General features: G+C 41.0%; 23 protein-coding genes and 1 tRNA gene. 11 read left to right on the top strand and 13 right to left on the bottom strand.

Going from position 1 to position 24,342, the window contains the following annotated elements:
* Positions 1-9: 9 nt before the first annotated feature.
* From QZT69_RS06850 to QZT69_RS06830, 5 genes are all read right to left on the bottom strand, one after another.
* Positions 10-903, bottom strand: coding sequence for a rhomboid family intramembrane serine protease (locus tag QZT69_RS06850; RefSeq protein WP_294672158.1), 894 nt, complete (start codon positions 901-903; stop codon positions 10-12).
* Position 904: 1 nt separating this feature from the next.
* Positions 905-1,684: a rhomboid family intramembrane serine protease gene (locus tag QZT69_RS06845; protein ID WP_294672157.1), complete on the bottom strand. Its 780-nt coding sequence runs from the start codon at positions 1,682-1,684 to the stop codon at positions 905-907.
* Between the two features lies 1 nt (position 1,685).
* Positions 1,686-3,575, bottom strand: coding sequence for a DNA mismatch repair endonuclease MutL (gene mutL, locus QZT69_RS06840; protein WP_294672155.1), 1,890 nt, complete (start codon positions 3,573-3,575; stop codon positions 1,686-1,688).
* A 309-nt stretch (positions 3,576-3,884) separates the two neighbouring features.
* The gene (locus QZT69_RS06835) at positions 3,885-4,619 is read right to left on the bottom strand and encodes a hypothetical protein (RefSeq protein ID WP_294672152.1); all 735 of its coding nucleotides are present in this window, start codon (positions 4,617-4,619) and stop codon (positions 3,885-3,887) included.
* A gap of 18 nt (positions 4,620-4,637) precedes the next feature.
* Positions 4,638-5,498, bottom strand: coding sequence for a hypothetical protein (locus QZT69_RS06830; RefSeq protein ID WP_294672149.1), 861 nt, complete (start codon positions 5,496-5,498; stop codon positions 4,638-4,640).
* A 213-nt stretch (positions 5,499-5,711) separates the two neighbouring features.
* On the opposite strand from QZT69_RS06830, the gene QZT69_RS06825 reads away from it, so the two are divergent.
* Both QZT69_RS06825 and bshA read left to right on the top strand, forming a co-directional pair.
* The gene (locus QZT69_RS06825; protein ID WP_294672146.1) at positions 5,712-8,681 is read left to right on the top strand and encodes a glycoside hydrolase family 3 N-terminal domain-containing protein; all 2,970 of its coding nucleotides are present in this window, start codon (positions 5,712-5,714) and stop codon (positions 8,679-8,681) included.
* A 2-nt stretch (positions 8,682-8,683) separates the two neighbouring features.
* Positions 8,684-9,823 carry an N-acetyl-alpha-D-glucosaminyl L-malate synthase BshA gene (bshA, locus tag QZT69_RS06820; RefSeq protein ID WP_294672143.1) on the top strand — a complete coding sequence of 380 codons (1,140 nt, stop codon included), beginning with the start codon at positions 8,684-8,686 and terminating at the stop codon, positions 9,821-9,823.
* A 2-nt stretch (positions 9,824-9,825) separates the two neighbouring features.
* On the opposite strand, the gene QZT69_RS06815 is transcribed toward bshA, so the two are convergent.
* Positions 9,826-10,836, bottom strand: coding sequence for a hypothetical protein (locus QZT69_RS06815; RefSeq protein ID WP_294672140.1), 1,011 nt, complete (start codon positions 10,834-10,836; stop codon positions 9,826-9,828).
* A gap of 76 nt (positions 10,837-10,912) precedes the next feature.
* Complete coding sequence (locus tag QZT69_RS06810; RefSeq protein ID WP_294672137.1) at positions 10,913-12,445, bottom strand: T9SS type A sorting domain-containing protein; 1,533 nt, start codon at positions 12,443-12,445, stop codon at positions 10,913-10,915.
* 162 nt (positions 12,446-12,607) lie between these two features.
* Between QZT69_RS06810 and QZT69_RS06805 the strand changes: the two genes are divergently transcribed.
* The 6 genes from QZT69_RS06805 (at position 12,608) to trxA (ending at position 15,074) form a co-directional block, all read left to right on the top strand.
* Positions 12,608-13,060, top strand: coding sequence for a DUF1569 domain-containing protein (locus QZT69_RS06805; protein WP_294672134.1), 453 nt, complete (start codon positions 12,608-12,610; stop codon positions 13,058-13,060).
* A gap of 5 nt (positions 13,061-13,065) precedes the next feature.
* A complete protein-coding gene (locus QZT69_RS06800) occupies positions 13,066-13,548 on the top strand; it encodes a hypothetical protein (protein ID WP_294672132.1) in 483 nt (160 codons plus the stop codon).
* A 40-nt stretch (positions 13,549-13,588) separates the two neighbouring features.
* Entirely contained in the window at positions 13,589-13,741 is a 153-nt protein-coding gene (locus QZT69_RS06795) for a hypothetical protein (protein ID WP_294672130.1), read from the top strand.
* Positions 13,742-13,975: 234 nt separating this feature from the next.
* A complete protein-coding gene (locus tag QZT69_RS06790) occupies positions 13,976-14,185 on the top strand; it encodes a DUF2892 domain-containing protein (protein ID WP_294672127.1) in 210 nt (69 codons plus the stop codon).
* Positions 14,186-14,243: 58 nt separating this feature from the next.
* Entirely contained in the window at positions 14,244-14,561 is a 318-nt protein-coding gene (locus tag QZT69_RS06785; protein WP_294672124.1) for a rhodanese-like domain-containing protein, read from the top strand.
* Between the two features lie 216 nt (positions 14,562-14,777).
* Positions 14,778-15,074: a thioredoxin gene (gene trxA / locus QZT69_RS06780; protein WP_294672119.1), complete on the top strand. Its 297-nt coding sequence runs from the start codon at positions 14,778-14,780 to the stop codon at positions 15,072-15,074.
* 107 nt (positions 15,075-15,181) lie between these two features.
* Here the strand turns inward: trxA and QZT69_RS06775 are convergent, their stop codons facing one another.
* Positions 15,182-15,808 carry an NAD(P)H-dependent oxidoreductase gene (locus QZT69_RS06775; RefSeq protein ID WP_294672116.1) on the bottom strand — a complete coding sequence of 209 codons (627 nt, stop codon included), beginning with the start codon at positions 15,806-15,808 and terminating at the stop codon, positions 15,182-15,184.
* 216 nt (positions 15,809-16,024) lie between these two features.
* Between QZT69_RS06775 and QZT69_RS06770 the strand changes: the two genes are divergently transcribed.
* A complete protein-coding gene (locus tag QZT69_RS06770; protein WP_294672113.1) occupies positions 16,025-16,594 on the top strand; it encodes a pentapeptide repeat-containing protein in 570 nt (189 codons plus the stop codon).
* A 197-nt stretch (positions 16,595-16,791) separates the two neighbouring features.
* Here QZT69_RS06770 and QZT69_RS06765 read toward each other — a convergent pair.
* Both QZT69_RS06765 and QZT69_RS06760 read right to left on the bottom strand, forming a co-directional pair.
* A tRNA-Met gene (locus tag QZT69_RS06765) sits at positions 16,792-16,865 on the bottom strand.
* A gap of 63 nt (positions 16,866-16,928) precedes the next feature.
* Positions 16,929-17,678, bottom strand: coding sequence for an isoprenylcysteine carboxylmethyltransferase family protein (locus QZT69_RS06760; protein WP_294672111.1), 750 nt, complete (start codon positions 17,676-17,678; stop codon positions 16,929-16,931).
* A gap of 62 nt (positions 17,679-17,740) precedes the next feature.
* On the opposite strand from QZT69_RS06760, the gene QZT69_RS06755 reads away from it, so the two are divergent.
* Together QZT69_RS06755 and QZT69_RS06750 are read left to right on the top strand one after the other, a co-directional pair.
* Complete coding sequence (locus QZT69_RS06755) at positions 17,741-18,130, top strand: START-like domain-containing protein (RefSeq protein ID WP_294672108.1); 390 nt, start codon at positions 17,741-17,743, stop codon at positions 18,128-18,130.
* 17 nt (positions 18,131-18,147) lie between these two features.
* A complete protein-coding gene (locus QZT69_RS06750; protein ID WP_294672105.1) occupies positions 18,148-19,227 on the top strand; it encodes an acyltransferase in 1,080 nt (359 codons plus the stop codon).
* Between the two features lie 31 nt (positions 19,228-19,258).
* On the opposite strand, the gene QZT69_RS06745 is transcribed toward QZT69_RS06750, so the two are convergent.
* From QZT69_RS06745 to QZT69_RS06735, 3 genes are all read right to left on the bottom strand, one after another.
* Positions 19,259-20,953, bottom strand: a complete 1,695-nt coding sequence (locus QZT69_RS06745; RefSeq protein WP_294672102.1) for a M3 family oligoendopeptidase — start codon at positions 20,951-20,953, stop codon at positions 19,259-19,261.
* Positions 20,954-21,022: 69 nt separating this feature from the next.
* Positions 21,023-21,655 carry a DUF5606 domain-containing protein gene (locus QZT69_RS06740; protein WP_294672099.1) on the bottom strand — a complete coding sequence of 211 codons (633 nt, stop codon included), beginning with the start codon at positions 21,653-21,655 and terminating at the stop codon, positions 21,023-21,025.
* A gap of 36 nt (positions 21,656-21,691) precedes the next feature.
* Positions 21,692-24,277: a S8 family peptidase gene (locus QZT69_RS06735; protein WP_294672096.1), complete on the bottom strand. Its 2,586-nt coding sequence runs from the start codon at positions 24,275-24,277 to the stop codon at positions 21,692-21,694.
* Positions 24,278-24,342: the final 65 nt, after the last annotated feature.

The raw sequence follows: 24,342 nt of genomic DNA, 5'->3' as shown, positions 1-24,342 counted from the left end.
CAACTCAAATCACTTGTTGCTCTGCGAAAATAAAAAGTCTTTTTCGGCTTTGGTCAATGACTCATAACCTGACTTGGAAATTTTGTCCAAAATTTTGTCGATGCGCTCTTGTTTAGCTTTCGCATCCATATTGTATTGCTCATCTGATTTCACCGTTCTTCCGCCTTTTTGAGCTTTCATTTTGGGTCTTGCACTCCTTCTTGCGGAGAAAAAGTTCAATATCCGTTGATGCATGGTTTCTGTCCAGTTAATGATGTTGGAAGAAGCATGCAGGTTTTGCACGGAAAGAAAACCGATCAAAGCACCACCTAAATGTGCAAAATGTGCCGTTCCGTCCTGACTGATTGTTTGAGCCAGATCACTTACTACATAGATCAGTGCCAATACGTATATTTTAATCGGGAAAATTCCGAAAAGATTGATGGTTATATTTGGTCTGTAAACCGAAATTGCAATAAACAAAGCCATGATTGAGCCTGAAGCGCCTAATACGATTGCACCCCTGCCCAAAAACTGGTTCGCAACTAATTCAAAAAGTCCACCCACAATTCCTCCAACAATATAAACATGCAGCATTCTGCGGTCTGAAAAGAACTGCTTGAACAGACTCCCTGCGAAATAGAGGAAGAGCATGTTAAATACAAAGTGAAGGAAGTCAAAATGCGTAAAAATACTGGTGATCAATCCCAGTGGTGCATACATCAGTTCCTTCGGATCAGTCTGAAGGGTGAAAAGCTTTACGCGCACCCAATCTATCCATTCGCTCTGTGAAACATTCCAGGCCATTCCCAGGAAAAGCATTGCAAGAAATACCAGGGAGTTGATGAAAATCAACCTGATATGCATTCCTCCGAATTTGAACTGGAATTTTAATTCCTCTGATAGTGTTCTGTCGTTTTGCATGTTAATAAAAGTTTTTACCTGTTCTACGCCAAATAAGGACCAATATTGCTCCGACTATAGCACCACCCACATGCGCCAGGTGTGCTACATTGTCGCCCGCATTGTTTTGAAAACTGTTATACACTTCGAATACGAAATACCCGCCAATCAGCCATTTCGCTTTAATAGGAATAGGAGGGAATAACAACATCAATTCCGTATTCGGGAAAAGAATAGCAAAAGCTGCCAGTAATCCGAAAATAGCACCGGAAGCACCGACCATCGGAACAATTGATTTAATCGCATAGTCACCTAAAGCATTATACTGAACCTGGGTTGTAATCCCATAACGCTGAGCAATTTCCATCAGGTTTCCATCTGTGATATGTCCGCCCGTTTCTCTCAAAAGACCGTTCAAAGCCGCAATGGCATTCGAATTATGGATTGTTTCTTTCAATTCCAGAATCTGGAAAAAACCGACACTGTTGTAAAGTAAAACAGCTCCCAAAGCAGAAGCAATATACAAAATAAAATAGCGTTTCGGACCCCACAAACGTTCCAGGAAGCTTCCGAACATGACCAAAATGTACATGTTCATTAAAATATGAAAAAAGTTTCCATGCATGAAGAAGTGGCTTATCAATTGATAGGGCTCAAAAAGGGGAGTCCCGAAATAGTGAGCTCCAAGCAGACTTCCCAAATTGATACCTTGTCCCTGGTACTCAAAAAATAGCGTCAATAAGAACATTGCTACATTGAGCAATAGTAAATTCTTGGTTACCGGCTGTATATTTCCAAACATGTTAAAACAGTTGTATTAATTGTTCATTTGTAATTTGTGCAATAATGCGTTTTCCCGAAGGAGAAAATGTATGCTCGTCCGCTTCAAACAAACGGGCAATGAAGTCGGAAATTGCTTCCTGATTGGTAGGTAGCTTAAAAGACATGCTTCCACCGAAAGCAATCTGGGATAAAACGGTATGAGCGATTTCTCCCTTATCCAGGGTCCCCATCTGCAATTGTTCCAGGATTTTATCTACACAAGAGAGCACAGTCGACTCATCCAGGATTTGTGGAATACCATCTATATGTAATTCCTGATCAGCCCACGACCAGTTAAATCCGATGCGTGAAAGTGTTTTTTCATGTTCATTCCAGGCCAATTGTTCCTGTTTGGACATGATTTTCTCCATTGGGAAGATCAATTGCTGCGACGCGAGCGGATTAACGAAAAAACCACGCATCAAATCGTCATAGAGCATACGTTCATAAGCCCGGCGGTAATGTATCACCAGCAATCCTTCCGGAACGGAACCGACCACAAAAGATCCTTTCAGTATGAATGGTCCGATTGATTTAACCGCCTCAACATCCAAGTCGATTTGCTGCTGTTTTTCTTCGAATTGCGGACTCTTTACTTCTTCAGAGACAATTTCAGAATTCCACAACTCATCCAGGCTTGCAGATTGGAATTGCGATCCGAACCCGGCTTTATTCATGGCGTTTGAAAAGGCTTTGTCTTTTGTTGAAGAAGCACCTGAAGAAGAGTTTCCGTTTGAGAATTGTCCTTCACGGGTATTTTGCACATGAAAAGGATTGTAGGACTTATCCACCCGGATTTCAGGCGCAACAGGAGTTTGACTCAGCATCGATACCGGAAGATCAAACTCTGATTCCCGGTCAAAATCCAAGGTAGGAGTGATGTTGAACTTTCCCAAACCTAAGCGCACAGCACTTCTGAGTATGCTGTAAATGGCTTTGTCTTCTTCGAATTTGATTTCAGTTTTAGTCGGATGCACGTTCACATCAATTTGCTTCGGATCTACTTCCAGGAATAAAAAATAACCCGGAAACAATTTGGGAGGCAGTAAATGCTCAAATGCCGTTGCAATGGCATGATTGAAATAAGTATCCTTGAAGAAGCGATTATTCACGAACAAGAATTGTTCACCACGCGTTTTCTTAGCAACTTCCGGTTTTCCAACAAAGCCATCGAGCGCCACAATGTCTGTGTGTTCGGTCACCGGAACCAGGTTGTCGCCGAATTTCTTTCCGAAAACATCTACAATGCGCTTTCTTAAAGGAGCGGGGACCAAATGATAAATTTCCTGGTCGTTATGAACCAACCGGAAAGCAATATCGTGGTGTGGAAGTACAACACGCTCAAATTCGTCAATAATGTGTTTGAACTCTACATTGTCCGACTTCAGGAAATTACGTCGTGCCGGAACATTGAAAAACAAATTCTTGATCTCAAAATTACAGCCAACCGGGCATTGAGCAGGTTCCTGGTTGATTACCTCTGTTCCTTCGATCAGTATCCTTGTTCCCAACTCATCATTCACGCGTTTCGTTTGAAGCGTTACATGAGCAATTGCGGCAATAGAAGCCAAAGCTTCACCCCGGAAGCCTTTTGTTTTTAAAGCAAACAGGTCATCTGCATGCGCAATCTTACTGGTAGCATGACGCTCGAAACACATGCGTGCATCCAAAGGCGACATGCCTTTTCCGTTATCCACGATCTGGATTAATGTACGCCCGGCATCTTTGATATACAATTCAATCTTCGTTGCTCCCGCATCAATACTGTTCTCCACTAATTCTTTTACAACGGAAGCCGGTCTTTGAACAACTTCTCCCGCTGCAATCTGGTTAGCCACGTGATCCGGAAGTAAACGAATGATATCTGACATGAACGAATTTCAATTTTGTGCAACACCAACAAATTTAAGAAGAAAAAGCAAACAGCTTTTGATCTCGGCCCCGAACTTTCGGTATTAGTGCAGTCTTTTTTAACAATTCTTATTCCATTTTTTTCAAGCTGACAGGCTGTCAGGTTCATTCCGGATTATGAAGACCGAATTATTCTCATTTAAACAAAAAGTGGTATTGTTCTCATTCAACAACACCACTGTCAAAACTATACTTTTAACTTTAAAACCTAGTCGTTTTGCACCTAATCTTTCGGATGGATTTCTGCGAAAACAAACACCACTCAAAAACTATTTCGTATGAAATGCAAAACCAGCTCCTATATTGACGATTTGAATATGCTGCGTGGTTTTGATCGGCTGAAGCTGATATGATCTGAGGTAAGAATCAAACTTAGCACCGGAATAATCGACGCTTACCTGGAAGGATATGAGATCTTTAATTAAGCTGAAGTTGAATTTTGCACCAAAAACATAGGCCAGTGAAAACTCTGAATCGTATTTAAAGTTGTCTGTAAAAAGTACACTTGTGCCGGTAGAATCGTAAACAGTCATGTCAAAACCTTTGAATGAGTTATAAAGTACTCCGGCCTGAGCTGAAATCCCGATGGTAAGAAATGAAGCTGCTTTGAAATCATAACCAACGCCAACGGTTGACAGGAACGGTTTGTGTTTCCCTCCTGTTACTTCTGTTTTACGTCCAAGGTTCTCTGTGAATGCTTTTGCGATTGACTCCTGGTTGAGTGGTATCCATGCATAAGTAGAATGGGAAATAAATGTAAGTCCTCCTTTAAAAGTACTCTTGGAATCAAAATACAAACCCCACCCCGGATTGGCGAAACCTCCTTTCTCGAGATTGGTAGAACCAAAGTCCCCTACCGGAAGACAATACATCGCTCCAAAGGAAGTTGTTTTCCTTGCATCATCAAAAGGGTTCTTAAACTTCATGGTACCTTCCTGGGCAAATAAGCAAACCGGAAAAGCACATGCAATCAATACTGTGTGAATAACGGCTAATTTCTTCATAATAGAGCTTTAAGCGGATTATTTCTGATAAATCGGCGTGCGTTTTAACAGGTAGTTCAAAGTGGTTTTATACGCATCATTTGTTCCCCAGAAAGACTTATGATCCTGTGAAAAAATAGTCTCACCCTTATCGGTATAAATAGACATGGTCACATTTGTACTATAGTTTTGGGTGCTCACCGAACTGCTGGAACTGTAAGATGTTCCGCTATACCCTGTACCACTGGTGTTAACCGAGCCAATGTTTCTGTTAGTTGAAGACACACCACCGCTTACGGTTGTAGAACTTCCCCCGGTATTGCTCACGGAAGTCAGGTCCTGGGTAATTGTTCCTTGTATAACATATTCCACTCCCAATAAATTGCAAATTTCTCCCATCGTAAAACTACGCACGTTCTCTCCGGTAATTCCTGCTTTCAACAACAGGGCGTTTGTGGTAGATGTTGGCTGAATAGTCATGTAGCCCGAATGAGTATTCATAATATTAAAAACTTCGTTTTGTACCTTATAAGTCATTTCCTGACCGGCATCTTTTTTATCGATTAAATAACTGAATGGCAATATTGCAATAATATTATGGTGAGATTCCAGACCTGACTTTGACATTGAATCAGCCTTTGCCGAAGAAGCTTTAGGAGCAGTAACTATTTCAACACGGCCGCTTGCGAAATTGATTTTAGCGATGTCACTCTTCTTAATGGTATAAACCAATGTTTCCCCGGCGTACACAAACTTAAGTTCAGAATCTCCGATTTCCTGGATCTTTCCGACCATTTCTTCTCCGGATAATTTTACAATCACATCGTTTTTCATGGTCGATTGCGCAAAAGAAAAACAGTGAATAGTAAATACAATGAATAATGTAAAAATTGTTTTCATAATCATTTTTATTTAACGGTTATGTCCAAATATAAAAAACTCCATTTGAGAAAGTTATATTAATCATGAATTTGTGTAAGTTTTTTTGAAAAAGAATAAACAAAGCTTATTGGAATACCACTCTTGCCAAACATGAAAACAGTACTATTATTTGAGTTTCAAACTTAGCTTCATCGGTATCTCTGCGGTGAAATATTTGCGTAATTTTGTTCTATGAACAGAAAGACATTCCGTAAAGCTCCTTTCATAGCGCTCCTGGTTATCGGATCGGGATTAATTACGTCGGCACTTTTAAAAACTCCGGCCAATAAATCGGCAAAAAAACACCCGACAAACCTTTCGACCGAGAAAGATGAGGATCAATGGGTCGCTGCTGAATTGGCAAAACTTTCTATGAAAGAACGGATTGCGCAATCGTTTATGGTGGCATGCTGGTCGAACAAAGGAAAAGAACACCTTGCTGAGACGGAAACGCTTGTTCGTGAACAAAAGATTGGCGGGTTGATCTTTTTCCAGGGAGAAAGAGAGAATCTTCAGGAAGCTATTCAACAAATGCAGTCGCAAGCGGAGCTTCCGTTACTGATCGGGATGGATGCAGAGTGGGGAACGGCCATGCGCCTTTCCGGAGAACCGCGTTTTCCTTATCAGCAGACAATTGGCGCTGCAAATGACCTGGAACTGACAGAAAAGATCGGTTACCACATGGGAATTGAATGTGACATGCTGGGAATCCATATGAACTTTTCACCGGTTGCGGATGTCAATCTTAATCCACAAAACCCGGTAATCGGTTTCAGGGCATTCGGCTCGAACCCTCAGCAAGTTGCCAAACAAACGGCAGCCATGGTGAGAGGGATTGAAAACGCAGGCGTTATTTCCTGTGTAAAGCATTTCCCGGGACATGGCGACACGGATAAAGATTCGCACAAAGAGCTTCCTACTGTTTCACACACTGTTAATGAGTTCGAAACAAAAGACTTCCTTCCGTTTAAGAGCGGAATTGAGGCAGGAACGCGTTCTGTTATGGTTGCTCATTTGAATGTTCCTTCACTTGATCCGAGCGGAACTCCAAGCAGTTTATCAAAAGTGGTGATTGAAACCTATCTGCGCAAGAAATTGGGCTTCAAAGGTCTTGTAATTTCCGATGCCCTGAACATGAAAGCCGTTTCGGAGAAATACGGTAAATCGGAAGTGGTAGCAAAAGCTTATTTAGCCGGCTGCGATATCTTATTGTTCCCTGAAAACGTTTCGGACGCCATTAACCTGATCTACAGCAAAGTAGAAAGCGGTGAATTGAGCAAGGAAACAGTGAACGAACACTGTAGAAGGATTTTAAAAGCGAAGTACCAGGCAATTGTTCACAAGCCGATGATAAAGCGCAGAGATCCGGCTCCGGAACGAAAGCTAATCATTAACCAGGCTTATGAAAAAGCATTGTTGTGTATCAAAAACGAGGATGACAATCTTCCGATCGATAAAGTGGATAAAACCATTATTCGAATTGCAATAGGTACCCACACTTCTGCTTTTAGAGATCGTTTAAATAACTATGCAAAAATCACTCATTATAAATACTTTACAACAGAAGAAGCAGTTAGAAGGTTGAAGACAGTCAAACTGGATCCGGATGCAGATTACATCCTGGATTTCCACTCGGATGCTCAGCGTGCCCGCAACAATTACGGTTTTGGCGACTGGAAAAAAGTAGTGGAAATGATCCCGGAAACAGCAAGAGCAACTGTTGTATTATTCGGCAACCCATTGACGCTTCAAAACGAAACGGAATTCCCTAAACCCGTGAAATCAATTCTTTGTGGTTATGAAAACACAGCCGCAGCGCAGGAAAGAACCGCTCAGGCAATCATGGGTGCATTTGATATTGAAGGAAAACTGGCGACAGACCTGAACAATCAATGGAAGTCCGGATTTGGGACGCAGGTTAAGAATAACGGAAGGTTAAAATACTCCCAGCCCGAAGAATTGGGATTGAACCCGGATAAACTCAAGGAAGTAGATGAAATTGTAGCAAAAGCTATTGAAGCAAAAGCATTTCCCGGCTGTCAGATAGTTGTTGCAATTGACGGAAAAATTATCATGCAGAAATCATACGGGACAACTATTTATGAAAACGGCGACAGTGTTACGAATGAGCACATTTACGACATTGCATCTATTACCAAAATAGCTTCTTCAACTGCAGCTTTAATGCGTTTGAAAACTCTGGGCAAATTTGACGAACGCTCTGACCTGAACGAACTGGTGCCTGAATATGTAAAGGGAACACCGTATGCGAATTTGAAGGCAGTTGATCTGCTGACCCACCAGGCGGGTCTCACTCCGTGGATTGCTTTTTACAAGCGAACCATGGAAAACGGTTTATTGAATCCGGATATCTACAGCACTTCCAACAAAGGATTTTACAGCACAGAGGTAGCAGACCATGTTTTCATTAAGCAGGATTATTGGAAGACGATGCTGAAAATCATTGTTGAAACACCGCTGACAGGCAAAAAATCGTATGAATATTCTGATTTGAGCTATTACTTTTTCAATAAATACATTGAGATGACCAGTGGAATGGGGCAGGATGAGTTTGTTGAAAAAGAGATTTACAGGCCTTTGGGATTACAAACTATGACCTATTTACCGTTGAAAAAATTCGACAAGAAGCGCATTGCCCCAACCGAGTATGACAAAGAATTCCGTAAGCAGTTGATCCATGGCTATGTGCATGACCCGGGAGCAGCCATGATGGGAGGGGTTGCCGGTCATGCGGGATTATTCTCCAATGCAACGGATTTGGCGGCTTTGATGCAGTTTTTATTGAATAAGGGACAAATAGGAGACCAATCGATCATTAAAAAAGAAATTGTAGATCAGTTCACAGCGTGCCAATTTTGTCCCGGAAACAGAAGGGGAATTGGTTTCGATAAACCGACTGTGAGCATTAAGAACGGTCCGACATGTGACCTGGTTTCACCGTCAACATTCGGGCATTCCGGGTTTACAGGAACCATCACATGGGCAGATCCGGAAAACAAGGTAAACTTCGTGTTTTTATCGAACCGGGTTTATCCGGATGCAGACAATTGGAAAATTACAAAAATGAGCGTGCGCACAGAGATTCAGCGAGTAATCTACGAAGCACTTTTTGAAGCACGCCTGAAAAAGACAGACAAATAAACATGAAAATCGGAATTGTATTATACCCTACATTCGGAGGGAGCGGTGTGGTAGCCACAGAGCTCGGGAAAGCCCTTGCACAAAAAGGACACCTGGTCCACTTTATTACTTATTCCCAGCCTGTTCGTTTAGGCAGTTTCCGGGAGAATATTTTTTACCACGAGGTACAGCTTTCAGATTACCCGCTTTTTGAATATCAGCCATACGAAACCGAATTAGCAAGTAAAGTAGTAGATGTCGTGAAATACGAAGGATTAGATCTGCTACATGTACATTACGCAATTCCACATGCATCAGCCGCATTTATGGCACAGCAGATCCTGAAGGCACAGGGAATCAATATTCCGTTTATTACGACACTTCATGGAACAGACATTACATTGGTAGGAAAGGATCCTTCTTTTGAACCGGTGATCTCATTTTGTATCAATGCCTCCGATGCTGTTACGGCAGTTTCGGAAAGTCTGAAAAAGGACACCTACACGCATTTTGAAACCAAGCGTGAGATTCATGTCATTCCAAACTTTATTCAGCCCAAAGCAGAATTACCGGTGATCAACATGGATAAACGCCGCCATTATGCCAAGGACGATGAGTTGATCTTGTGCCACATTTCAAATTTCCGACCGGTAAAACGCATTACAGATGTTGTCCGCATTTTCGAAAAAGTACAGGAGAAACTCCCAGCGAAATTATTGCTGGCTGGTGATGGTCCGGATCGTGCAATTGTAGAACGTTTAGCCCGCGATTTGGGAATCTGCAATAAAATCATTTTCATTGGAAAGGTACGTGAAACAGGCCCTATCCTGGAGTTGAGTGATTTATTCTTACTGCCTTCCGAAACGGAGAGTTTTGGTTTGGCTGCTTTGGAAGCCATGGCGGAGGGTGTTCCGGTTGTTTCTTCCAATACCGGGGGAATTCCGGAAGTGAATATTGATGGCTATTCCGGGTTTACTTCCAATGTCGGTGATGTAGAATCCATGGCAAAAAATGCGATCCGTATCCTGGAGAATAAAGAAACGCATCAAACTTTCCGCAAACAGGCGCTGGAGCAGGCGAAGAAGTTCAAACTTTCCGAAATCCTTCCATTGTATGAAGAATTGTATGAATCGGTTTTAAAGGGACACGCGATAGAGAATTGATATCATTTCAAACTCCACTCTACAAACGCATTCATCACTTCTGCCCATTTTCCGTTTTCGTAATCGACCTTTCCGTCTGCCAATACGGGGAAATAATTGTGCTCCAGACCATTGTAGCGTTTTAGTTGATAATTTGTCTTTCCAAACTGGATAAAATAAATAGGGATCAACTCGCTCAAAAAAGCACACTTGTCTTCGGTTGCTAAAGCAATATAAATGGGGGTTTTGATTTTAGCCAGACGTTCAAAACCGATTCCGGTAAAGGACTTCCAGGGAATAAAACCAATGTCTTCCCCTTTATCTGCCGTGATCTGTTTTTGAAATTCTGTCTGTTGATTTTGCTTCGCCTCATATTCTTCCCAGGTTAAGTGTCCCAGAATAAACTCCTTGTAGTTTACCCAAACCTGTTCCTGAACTCGACCAAGCGGACTAAAACCAAACAGCCCGGCATGTGTGATTTGAGGATTTGTTGCAGCCAATTCTGCTACAATTCTTGAGCCTTGTGAATGACCAGCAGCAACCAATCTGCTGTTATCAACCCATTTCTGCTTCCTTAAAAAGGCGAGAACCTTATTGGCACGATTTACATAGTTCTCCAGGTAATCCGCTTTTAAATAGGCATCAGGAACGCTGTTAGGATTCGTTGTATCGGCCATATACATGTATCGTTCATTTACCTGGTTGCTGGAAACCAAAACCGGAATTTTAGGCATGGAGATGGTGACAATGTGGTAATGACTGTGCATTGTTTTCAGGTCGAAATTCCCTAAAGCCATCGGGTAAACGCCTTGTTCGCCGAAATCCACGAACAAAGGAATCGGAAGGGAGCCCTGCACAAATAGAAATACCGGCTTTTTTACTGTCAGGTCCGTGCCTGCTACGACAAAATCTATTGTGTCATGTTTTGACTTTAGACTGAATTGTGTAAAATCAATTCCCGGAACAGCCTGTTGTGTAGTTCCTTGAAAATGGATTATTGCAACGAGAAAAAGGATTAAAGATGATTTAAGCATGCAGTTTATTTTGTCCAAAGAAACAAAAAAAACAGTCCCCGACTTCAGCTAAAAGCTAAAGTCGGGTTAAAAAATGTTATTGCTTGTAAAAAGGCATTATTTTGGTCTCATCCGCTGTTGAAAGTTTGATCAAATAAACTCCTGCCGTCAGTTGACTTAAGTCCAGGTTCGTTTGCTTCCCATCAACCTGAACCGTCCGGATCAATTTCCCCTCCATATTCCAAACTTCAATTCCTTCTAAATTTTGATCAGCTGTACACGTTATTTCTCCGTTTGAAGGATTGGGATAAATCTCAAACTTACCGGCCTGGAGAGTTTCCGTTTGAAGCGTTCCATCCGTGCAATAATTTGTGTTATTGTAAAAATTCTGCACGAAATCTGTGACTTTCATTAAGCTGTCGACACTTTTAAATAAAGATGTTCCGGTTGTCTTACGAGCAAATACCCATGCAAAATCCATACATTTCACTGAATTTGGGCTTAATGTACCTAAAGAAACACTGGAAAAAATTCTTCTGTCACCTGGAGGATTCCCCAAAGAAGCTTCGTTGTAACCGGTATTCGATGTGTCAGAATACTGAAAAACAGTTGGATTTCCGCCATTCATCACTGCAGTTCCGTTTGGATTCTTTCCGTTAATTACATTCAGGAACTCAGCATTCGGATTGGGCATAATTACATTTCCCGGGAAAACAGAAGAGATCAGCGGGTGATTCAAGGAAATCATTCCCATTGCAGGTGGATTGGCTCCAAACCCCGGACGTCCTGCATTTGCTTCATCATTATTATCGCCGTTGTAAACATACACCAGGTTTCTTGGCACATCCACACCACAATAATCATCGTTATAATTCCCCAAATCAAAGTCATTAAACGCATTGAACTTTACATCGTTGTATGTTTCCTGGCTTTTGTTGTAAACTTTTACATTCGCAAAAGTGACTCTATTTAGAGGATCGGCCGTGGCAAATTGATAGAACATATAATGAAGTTCAACATTCATAGGTGAAGTTGAGGGAAACTCATTGTTGTTCTGATCATTCATAACCAGGTACATTGCCTGATCTCCAAGGATATCCGGAAAATCGCCGTTTTCCGGGTCGTACATTCCGTTTCCGTTAGCGTCTGTATATGGAGCCAATTTTGAAGACATTCCGTTTGAAACATCTCCGTTTCCCGGCCATTGCTGAATAGATGGTGGGACAATATAAGAAGGTGTATTCCAATTTTGAATATGTTGATCAATCTCAACCCTATAAACAGACCAAATCCGGTTGCTCAGATTGGTTGTGTAGTTTTGATCGGAATAATTTGCAGCTATGGGGCCGCACGTAAAATCAGAACCATCGTAGGTAATAATTGACATGTGATCCTGATCATTGATATCCTTTCCCGAAATAGAAAAAGAGGACTGAAAAATAGTAGTTAAACCGGATTGTTTAATAGGAGTGTAGGTCCCTAAACCATTGGCCATGTCCCGGAAGAAAAATCCGTTTACATTGATGAGCGCCGAAGTACTGTTGTAATCCATATTCATTCGATAATTGCATTGTGCATTTACCTGTGAAAAAGCAAAGAGAAGCGATAGAAGTGTAAAATGTTTTTTCATGGTGATTAATTTGAGTGTTGATAAATAAAGTTATATAACAATTGGTTTGAATATTAACAAAAATTAAGCCATAAATTGTTGCATGAAAATTATTAAGCAGGCATTAATATTCAGGTGTTTGTTTGTTTTCCTTCAATTTAATCGGTAAATTCATAATTGCTTATGAAGACTATATTTGATGAGTCAACTCGTGATGAGTTGATCAACCGTATTCACAATCTGGATGAAAGTGCTAAGGCACAATGGGGTAAAATGAACCTTTATCAAATGCTGGTGCATTGTACCACCTGGGAAGAATGGATGCAGGGCAAAGGAAATCCGGTATACAAGCAAGCCTTTCTTGGAAAGATCTTCGGCAAAATGGGATTGAAACGCATGATTCGTGATGATAAACCGATTGACAAAGGTGTCCCGACATCCGAACAATTCAAAATAAAAGAAACAAGTGGAGATATCACTCAAAAGAAAAATGAGTGGATCCAGCACATAAAAGCTTATGAAAGCTATTCCAATCCGACATTCATACACGATTTTTTCGGTAAAATGAGCAAGGAGGAAGTTGGATTATTGGCCTACAAACACACCGATCATCATTTAAGACAATTTAATTCCTGAAAATTATGAAAAAGTACGCTATCCTTTTTTTAGTCTTCATGATGTTTGCATCATTTTCACTATTCAGTCAGTCACCAAAAGAAACCACTGTTAAGCTCGAATGGCATGAACAGAGCTTTGTGCATTTTTACAGCCCGAATTATTCTGTTTATGTCAGTAAACCGGATTTTCTTAGCATCCAGAATGAGCTTTTAGTTGGTCTTTTTGACGAGTATGCTCAAAAGGAAGATTCGATCAGCCTGGAAAATCCATTTTCCGATTTCAAATCAGAACAACAAGACGTTCTTTGGGGTCAGTTAATGGAATGTGCGGCAGACGGTCACATGTTGATCCTTCCTTCCGACTCAAAAAAGAAATTAAAGAATGTTTTGATCATTGAGGGTATGCGCAATGGAAAGGGAACGGAAACATGGGAATGTCTTGATCCCAGGACTAATCGGGTGATTTTTGCACACAGCAGACAAGTTCATTCATCTCAGGATTTTTGAGGACTTTTTTGTAAATTGTGTTCCAACCATTCAATCAGGTATGAGTGCATTCAAAGAATCACCTGAACTCTACAAACAGATCAATTACCAGGTCGTAAGAAATGGCTTTATCCGCTTTTATCAGAACGCAGGTGAATTGGAAAGTAATGTGAAGAAACCCTTCTGGAAATCCTTGTCAAACAAGCACAGATGAATTTTATCATCGGAAAACGCTTGCTGATACTGGCACATTCAAGTGGTATTGCTTTTCGAATGGAGCCATTTAGAATTACATCAGATCAACCTGTGAAATGAGAAAGCAAAAACGGCTCAGCAGAAAAGAAAAGTTATTTACGCCACAGTCAAATCGATTTATTTAACCCTTATGTAACCTAAGTTACTGTACAAGAGCTTTTATAGTCTCAATTTTGTGAAAAAAAAAAGGACTATGAAGGCGAATATGCACTTAATTGACCGAATTGCAAGAATAGTAATTTCCATAGCAATTGCCCTTCTGTATGTTTCGGGCTATTTTACAGGAACACTTGCAATTATAACTCTTGTTGTAGCGGTTATTTTCACTATTACAGGTTTAATTGGGTTTTGCCCGCTTTATGCATTGGTAGGCTTATCAACGAAGAAAAAAGAAAAGCGATAAAGTCTGCCAGCTTAATTCCCTGCCTTCAAGTGAATGCAAATCATTAAAGAAATAATGCATGATACGTCTTCTTAAACAACTTTTCGGCATTTCTCCCCAAACAAATTTTTCAGAGTTGGTACGGAAGAATGCACAGATTATTGATGTAAGGACCTCCACAGAATTCAGTACCGGACATATACACGATGCTGTCAATATTCCACTTTCACTTATTACTCAGAATTTGGCGAAGATCAAAAAAGACAGTCCTATTATAGTATGCTGTGCGTCAGGTGTGCGAAGTGAATCAGCAAAACGGATATTGCTATCCTGCGGGTTTAAGAACGTACATAATGGCGGGGGATGGCACAGTCTTCAGCAAAAGTTGCTCAAATAAGCTAAAATTTGTCAGAGAGGGGGATTTTAAAGCGAATCTTGCAGGCAACAATTTCGACAGGTCGGTTTTCCCTATACTGGAGCCCGTTCAAACGATTAACATCATTTATCATCTTCCAAACAAAAGTCTTTTGAATCATTTGTACCTTTAAATCAAATAAAACGCTGAGAGATCGAGTTTTCAGATTCTTTCTTCCTCACAATAAAAATTAGAATTATGGCATCATTTTCCGAAATTATAAACTCCGACAAGCCCGTTTTGGTTGACTTTTTTGCAACCTGGTGCGGACCCTGCAAAACCATGGCGCCTATTTTAGACGATTTGAAATCCAAAGTGGGCAATTCCGCTTCTGTTCTGAAAGTGGATGTAGATAAAAATCCCCACGCAGCCGAAAAATACCAGGTGAGAAGCGTTCCGACACTGATCTTGTTTAAAAACGGAAAACCTGTCTGGAGGCAGTCGGGAGTAGTGCAGGCCGGGCAGTTGGCACAAATCATTAAGCAGCACCAGTAGTCCGGCGTAACCCTGATAGCCATTGGGATGCGGAATTACATTTGAAGAAAAGCAAAAAAGAGTTCGCCGTGCCGCAACGAACTCTTTCTCATCGAGTTGGTTATTGGTTAGTTCAAAGTAATAGTCAATTCTTCTAGAGAAATACGTACTTTCTTTGCTTTTGCAAGGTAATCCGCTTCTTCATCTCTGTATCCCAAAGCAAGGATAACCGCAGATTGAAGCCCTTTTTCTTTTAAGCCTAATATCTCATCGAAAGCAGCATTGTCGAATCCTTCCATCGGTGTACTGTCCACTTTCAGGTTTGCAGCGGCAACAATTGCAGTACCCAATGCAATGTATGCTTGTTTTGAAGCCCATGTCTTCACAAACTCCTCCGGCATACTGGCAAATGTTGACAACTTCGCTTTAAAATCATTCAAGCTTTCTACCGGGATATTGCGTGTTTTTGCAACCAGTTCGATATATTCATCTACATGAGTCTGGGAAACATGCGTATAAGAAGCAAAGACCAATAAATGGGAAGATTCTTTTACTTGTGGATTGAATGAAGCTGCCTGTAATTTCTCTTTGATCTCCGGATTGGAAACAACCAATACTCTGAAAGGCTGCATTCCTGCGGAAGTTGCTGTTAAGTTGATTGCTTCTAAAATTTCAGTTACTTTTTCATCCGATACTTTCTCAGAAGTCATTCGCTTTACGGCGTAACGCCAGTTTAGTGTGTCTATTAAATTCATCGTTTCTGTATTTTAAAGCAAATGTACAATGGAATAGTTTCAAAAAGATATCGATATACCTTATGAAACTGGTTTCCACGAAGAAACATCCTTAATTACCAATGACGAATTCCGGATCATTAATTATGCCGTTTTGTTAGTATCAACATCATTTACTTGCTTAAATTTGAAGCGTGAAAGAAATCCCGGTGTCTTTCAGTCCTAATATCCTATAAAATGAAACTTCACGAAGGAAAAACATTCAACAAAGTCAACTACGCAAACAAACAACTTGTAAATAATGAATTCAGCAACTGTGTATTTGTAGATTGCGATTTCACCAAAAGTAATTTTAGCAGCATCGATTTTGTAGACTGTGAATTTGAAAGCTGTAATTTTTCGTTAACCGTTTTGAAATACGCCGGATTGAAGGATGTTCATTTCAAAGACTGTAAGGTAGTAGGAGTGGACTTCAGTGCCTGCAATGACTTCTTGTTCTCCGTTAAGTTTACGGACTGTACGTTGGACTACGCAACCTTTCATTCCAAGAAAATGAAAAGCACCGTCTTTACAAACAGCATCATCAAAGAAGTAGATTTCTCGGAAGTTGATCTGAGCCAGGCAAAATTTGTCAACTGTGATTTAACAAGAAGTATTTTCGACCGGAGTATCCTGGACAAAGCTGATTTCAGCTCAGCAATCAATTTCGATATCAATCCGGAGCGAAACAGGTTGAAGAAAGCGGTATTTTCTTCCAGTGGATTGATCGGATTACTTGCGAAGTATAATTTGGTGGTGAGGGATTGATCTGTTCATGCCCACATTTTTCAAAAATCTTTTATAAAACAAAAAAAAAGCCCAGTTTTCACTGAGCTTTTTGCTAGCGAGACCGGGTCCCGACAACTATCGGGATGAACTCGGGTCCGTCAGCCGACGGATATGAATCCTGTGTTTTAACCAAACTTTTCGAAATAAAAAAAGAGGAAGTGAAAACTTCCTCTTTGTAGCGAGACCGAGAGTTGAACTCGGGACCTCAGGGTTATGAATCCTGCGCTCTAACCAACTGAGCTATCTCGCCATAATCCTTTCTTTTTCCCTGAAAGGCGGTGCAAATATAGTTACTTTTTTCTTCTGTGCAAGCCTATGAGCGGTCTTCTTCGAATAAAACTTTTGTCTTGTGCTTTAGTAACTTGAAAATCAAGCTAAACAGCAATGCACCTGCAATCCAATAAACATAACACAATGGACATTTAATGGTCCAGATGGTAAAATATTCGCGGATTCCGGCTACAAAAACGAAGCCTAAAACAGTTGCAGAGATCCCTGAATATTCACGGCGCAAAATTGTTTTCATGGAGAAAGGAATATCTCCTTTGATGTAATTCTTCATACTTGGCCAGAATGCAGGAACAGAATTCGACCAGTTTACATAGCTTTCACCGAATTTACGCTCCAGGAAACGCTCTTCCGCAAACATAATACGCTCGTAATAGATCCAGAATAACAAGCTTACGATGATAATGAAGTAAATATTGAAAGTAAAACAAACAATACCGATCCACATGAAATAATTCCCCAAATAAAGCGGGTGGCGAACGGTGGAGTAAATTCCTTTCGTATTCAAAGCTTCCGCAACTTGTTCCTGGGTATTTCTTCCGGAAGTATTCTTATTACTCGTTCCGATAGCAATAGCGCGGATTACCTGTCCTAAGACCGACATAGCAATTGCTGCTCCTGTACAAATGTAATACCAGCGAGAATCGTCCATAATGCATTGAACGTCTGTAAAATAAATAACGGGAATCGCTAAAACGAATAAAATAACAGGAATTTGTCCTCTGTATTTGAAGAGTTTGTTTCCGTTTTTTTCAAATGAATGTACTAACGCCATGAAAGAAATGTGTATATTTCGAAAATGATTTTTCGGCGCGAAGTTAACATTATTAAACTACTATGACAAAAAAGGAACAATTCGAATTGGAATATGTATTAAAAACCTCACCACGGGTGTTGGATAAATTACTGTCAACACCTGACGGATTAAGTGAATGGTTTGCCGATGATGTTATTGTAAAAGACGATATGTATACCTTTCATTGGGATGGAAGTGAAGAACAAGCGCGATTAATCTCCAAAAAAGCGGGAGAATACATTAAATGGCAGTGGCTGAACGATGAAGAGGATGAATTGGAAACATTCTTCGAAATGAAATACACCATTGATCCCATGACCAAAGTGGTGATTTTAACCGTTTCTGATTTTGCCGAACGCACCGAAAAAGATGAAATTGTACGGCTTTGGGAATCACAGATCAGTGATTTAAGAAGGGTAATCGGGGCGTAATCTAAATTTTGCTTTTTATGGGTACAGGTTCTTCCGGAAAAGAAGATCATTCGATCAGCCGTATACAGGAACTTGACGCACTGAGAGGAATCGCAGCTCTTGTTGTGCTTGTGTTCCATTTTTCCCTGCTCAGTCCGGACCTGCTAAAGTTTACCAAGTTCGGCGTAACCGGTGTAGATCTGTTTTTTATTATCAGCGGATTTGTAATTACCATGAGCCTTGACCGTATCCAATTCGGCTACCAATTCGTTATTAACCGCTTCAGCAGACTTTATCCGACTTACTGGACAGCTGTTATTTTCACTTTCGGCATTATCTGTCTCAATAAATACTGTTTCGGAGCGGATCCGCAAACTCCATTGCCAATTCACGACTTCCTTTACAACTTAACGATGTTCCAGTACTATTTCGGTGTCAACGACCTGGACGGACCTTATTGGACCATGATCATTGAAATGCTTTTTTACCTGGTGATGCTCTATTTGTTCCTGACCAAATCCCTGAAAAGTGCTGCAGCTATTTTAATTCCTTTGGTTTTACTAGGAACGATACTTACTGAATTCCATTGGTTCCAACCGTTTTCGATGGCTTATTTCAAGAACTTTCCCTTAGCACAATCGCTGCCTTTGTTTGTTTCCGGAATTTTGTTCTACCGGATATTTACAAAACAAGAAAACAAACTGCTGAATATTCTTTTGATTATCGGGTGTTACCTCCTGCAGGTATTATTATTCACCAAAACGGGGAGGGCAAACTACTACATTTCACAAGGGGAATACAAGGCTGTATTAGCCGTTTATTATGTATTGTTCTTTCTTTTTGTGTTTGGAAAATTGCACTTTATTGTAACCAAGGGAACACTGTTTCTTGGAAAAGTATCCTTCGCTTTGTACCTGATCCACCAGTATTTTTCGATCTACTTTCTCATTCCCAACCTGATGAAATGGGGAATCAATTATTATATCGCGGCATTTTTGATTGCGCTGCCTATGTGCATTCTAATTGCAGCAGCAATAACATACGGGATAGAAAAGCCTCTTGGAAGTTGGTTTAAACAGGTATTGAACCGTTTTGCAAACAGATTTGTAAAAACGTAGGCAAGCGATTAATCACTTGCCTACGTTTGATTTAATTCAATGCGTTAATTGAATCCATCAGGTTTTTACTGATGTCTTCCAGAGCCGCCTGTGAAAAATCAAATTTCAATCCGGCAGTTTCATAGATTTCCGGGATCGATTTTGTATACCCCAACGAAAGTGCGTTTTTATAATCAGCCAAAGCTTTTGCCGGATTCTTTTTGAAGTTGTTCCAAACACCCAAAGCACCTAATTGCGCAATTCCATATTCGATATAATAAAAAGGAACTTCAAACAAATGCAGCTGCTTCTGCCAGGAACTTTCCAAAACAGCTTCGTATCCGTCAAAATCAACCAGCCCGGTTCCGAAACGTTTACTCAAACGCAGCCATTCTTCTGTTCTTTCAGGAGTTGTGTGATTCGGATGTGTATAAATCCAATGTTGGAAAGCATCAATTTGTGCGATCCACGGTAATACCTTCACAACAGATTCCAGCTGTTCAAGCTTGGCACGTTTTAAATCGTTTTCATTCGTGTAGAATTCATCCCACAATTCCATGGTCAATAATTCCATTGACATGGAAGCCAATTCTGCTACTTCCGAAGGAAGGGATTTAAATCCGGTCAATTCCAGGTCACGGCTCAAAAATGAATGAACCGCATGACCACCTTCATGAACCATGGTCGTTAAATCGCGTTGTGCTCCGGCAGCATTCATAAAAATAAATGGGATACCGGATTCATAAAGCGGGTAATTGTATCCGCCGGGTGCTTTCCCTGCTTTTGAGTCTAAGTCGAGGAATCCACCACTTTTCATGGTTTTCAGGCAGTCTCCGAAATAAGTGTCCAGCTTTTGGAAAACCGCAATGGATTTATCCAATAATTCTTCGCCGTTCTGAAAAGGTTTCAGCGGAGCTAGTCCATCCGGGTCAACTTCCGTGTCCCATGGTTTTAATTTGGCTTTTCCTAGTTTCTCTAATTTTCTTAGGTTCAATTGTTTCACTATCGGAACAATCATCTTCTCGATAGCGTCGTGAAAAGCCAAACAATCTTCTACGGTATAATCAAAACGTCCCAGCGATTTGAATTTGTACTCGCGGTAATCAGCACAATCTGCATTCTTAGCTACCTGGTTTCTGAGCTTGATCAGCAAATTGAACAAATCGTCCAGCGCGTCGCGATCCTGAAGTCGGCGTTCGGTAATAAGTTCATATACTTCTTTGCGCACAGCCTCGTCCGGGTCTTTCAGAAAATTGGCCGCTTGGGGCATAGTCAATTCCTTCCCTTTATAGGTAATCATCTGTTTGCCGGAAATTGCGCCGAATTGCTGGCTCAGAGTATTCAATTCGGTTTCGATAGCAATATTCTCTTCGCGAAATAATTCCAATGCGGACCGAACACCTCTGAAATAGATCGCATATGCTTTATCCGACGCTAATTCTTCCGTAAAAGGAGAAGCCATCATTTTTCGGTTCAAAGAATCTTCGAAAGGAGCGAGGTTCGGCTGGATCTCCGTTACAAAAAACCGGTACGACTCAGTCAGTTTTTCATCCAGCGTATTGATGGTCATTTTAATATAGCGCCAGGCCATATTTTCCTCCAATACGGCTTCCAGCTCACTTTTATCGGCAAGCCACTGCTTAAATGATTCTTTGGAAGAAATATCCCTGTTTTGAAGGTCTAAAAGATAGCTTTCCACGGATTTCCAACTTTCACAATTGAAGTCGGCTGAAACAAAATTTCTCATAGCACAAAAATAAAAAAAGTAGGGGTGGAAAATTTTCCACCCCTACTTTTTATGAAATATTTTGGATTCCTATTTTCCTCTGGAAGAACCAGTCTTAGGTGCAGCCACTTTTTTAGCGCTTGTAGCCTTAGCAGATGCTTTTGCCGGAGCCTTTGCTGCAGGAGTCTTAGCTGTTGCCGCCTTTGGAGCTGCAGCTTTCTTCGCAGGAGCTTTTTTAGCAGGTGCTTTTTCTTCCGTTGCTTCAGCATCTTCTTTCTTAGCTGCTGTTTTCGGTGCTTTTTTCTCTTTTGCAGGAGCAGCCTCTTTTTCCTCTTTCTCTTCAGGAACCAATGCACCGGCTTTCAACAGCAAATTATACCACTGGAAAATTTTCTTGATATCAGAAGCATATACACGTTCCTGGTCAAAATTAGGCAACACCTCAATCAAATAAGCCTTCAACTTGTTTTGATCTTCTTTATGAGAAATCGTTTCTTTTCCTTTTTCTTTTTCAAAAATCGAAATGAATATCTCTTTTAACGGTTTATCGTCATCATAGGTATAGATAGAAATGTCATCCAAAGCGGAAATTCTGTCTGAAGCATACGCAGGAACGCGTTTTTTGTCTTCCAACGATTCTACAATGATGTTGTTCTTACCTTGTGCTAATACTTTATAAAGCCCTGGTTTTCCTGAAATAGCAATGATACCTGTTAAATTCATTCGATTAATTATTTGGACCAAAAATACTGCTTCTTTTTAATTCTTCACAATTTTCACCTGAAAGTATTGAACATCCGTGTGAATAATTAAATAATATGTTCCGTTTTCCAATTCTGAAATGGAAACTTCATGCGGTCCATTCGCAATTGATTTCACCACTCTTCCCTGAACATCAACTACTTGAATATCTGATACAGGTATCGATGAGTCGATGGTAAGACTACCAGAGGTCGGATTTGGGTAAACCTGGATTTGGTTTGTCAATTCTTCAATTCCTAACGAAGGATTGTAAGGTTGTGAAAAAACTTCACATCCATCAGTGCTTGTGCGTGAAACTGTAAAGTTAGAAGAGGTCGGAAGTGTGATGGTGTAAGTTGTTCCGTTAGCACCGGAAATAGCAGCTCCGTTCTCATACCACTGTAAATCCGGGTAAGGATCCGTCGAAAGCAAAGTTCCGTTCACATAAATGAGCGGAGCAGGCGGTGCTGAAAGGGCTACTACCGGAAGTGTATCCGAATACGAAACACAGCCGTTTTGATCATAGGCCATGAAATAAACATCTCCGGTTGCTGTCAGAGCCGAATTCAAGGTAGAATCTCCATTCATCCATTCAATGGAATATCCGGGAACAGAAGCTGTTGAAACTGCCGAATCTCCCGGGCAGAATAAAGCATCTGCTGTGATTGTCGTTGTGAAGTTTGATTGAAGCAGTAAGTTTAAAGCATGAACTTTTCCGTATCCGTATGCGTTATTCGGAACAGTTCCCGTAAAAGCATCCGTAAATGCCGTAGAGTGGAGTACATCCAGGAAGCTTTGGTAATTTCCTTTGGAACATTTTTCCAGGTAAAGTGCTGCGATTCCTGCTACAACAGGTGACGCCATGGAAGTTCCGCCATTGCGCACATGCATGCCGTCATCCGACATGGAAGCGTTCCATCCCGGATCATTCAATAACCAGAACGGACCGGCGCTCAAACTAACATCTCCGCAAGCAGAAATATCCGGTTTGATATGACCTGATCTGGTTGGTCCTTTCGATGAATTCATGGATAATTCTCCCACTTCTGATGTGTAAGATGGGGCAGGGGTGTAGTAATTCCCGTTCTTATCCAAATGCCCGAACCGGTTACGGATATTGCCAACGGTTACTACTTTCGGGGAACAGTTCCAGGATGAAACAATGGTCTGAAGCGTGTCCGCCATATTGTAGTTCACAATATTCGGATAAACGGCCGCAGAAGGCAGTCCGGTTGTAAGCATATCATTTAAAGCAATCGAAACGGAACCGCTCCATGCATCGTAATTTCCCGTTCCGGTTGTTTTAAGCGCATACAAATAGCTGGTCGAGTCTACGTTATTGAGGTAAAATTCCAAATGCAGGTTTGGTCCCACGATCTCCGGGTATATTTCCATGGTTGCGATCCGGTTTGGTCCGTTCCATAAGGTATCACGGATTACAGTTCCAATTCCGGTGTTTGCCGCACGATAGATTGTCTGGGCACGCTCCTGGAAACTTCCGCTTCCCTGATTTGCTGCCCACGCGTAATTCCATCCGGCATCCGAAAGATCGGTCCATAAGTCCAAATAAACCGTATTCGGCCCCAGCTGGCTTCCCGGGTTCGGTTTTACCCAAACAAAGGAAGTATCAGCGTCTACATCTCCATGTACGTGATATTTCCCCCATGCGCCTGAGTTTCCGGCTGCACAGACAATAATACGACCTTCTTTTTCATCCAGTAAATTATCCATTAACACTGCCGCAGGATCCGTTCCGTCATGACTTCCCAGATAACTTCCTACCGATAAATTAACTACAGCGGGAAGTCCAAGTTCTTCTGCTTTTTTGAATACAAAATCGCAGGCGTCTGCCACAGTCAATGTCCAGTTTGGTAAATTAAAATTCGTTTCGATAACGATAATCTTTGCTTCAGGTGCCATTCCTGTTTCTCTTCCGGTAGCCGATCCGTCGGAAACCCCGGCACCTGCAACAGATGTTCCATGAGCAGAAGATTCTTCAATACTTCCGCAGGTTCCGGCCTGGATCTCAGCAGCTGTCCACAATTGACCGTAACCATAAGGTTGTGGTGTATTTGCTGCAACAGGAAGCGTATGGTCCCAATAATAAAGCACGCGCGTATTACCGTTTGCATCTATAAAGTCAGGATGGTTATAATCCAATCCCTGATCTACAAAGGCAACAATTACATCTTTTCCCTTAAAAGGAGTTTGCAAGCCTCCCAGTCCCTGGTGAACCGGTTTCACATAATGGGTTACCAGGCTGGTATCATTTAAAGGTTTCGGGGCAGAAAATTCCAGGTAGAATGATTTAATTAGTTTGGATTCCATCGCTTCTTTAATCCAATTGGGATTTGCCTGGATATAAATCCATTCTTTTGTTACCTGTTTCACAGAAATTTCTTTTACAGCCAGCAGGGCATCCAGGTTTCCTGTATTCGAAACCGCAAAAGCCATCGGGACTGTGCCTTGTTCCGCTACTAATTTCTTAAACCGGAAATTATCTGTTTGTGCAAAACCTTGTGCCGAATTAATGAGAATTAATCCAACTATGAATAATATTTTATTTATTTTCACCGCTTGTCGTAGTAGTTTTCCTATGAACATATTTTTAAACCTTTAATATAGAATACTCGAAATATCTTTCTGCAAATTAAGATATTTGTTCAAAA

Source organism: uncultured Fluviicola sp. (genome assembly GCF_902168135.1).
In the GTDB taxonomy this organism is placed as follows: Bacteria; Bacteroidota; Bacteroidia; order Flavobacteriales_D; family Crocinitomicaceae; genus Fluviicola.
The sequence above is the reverse complement of the archived record's forward strand: the minus strand, read 5'-3'. Positions and strand labels throughout refer to the sequence as shown.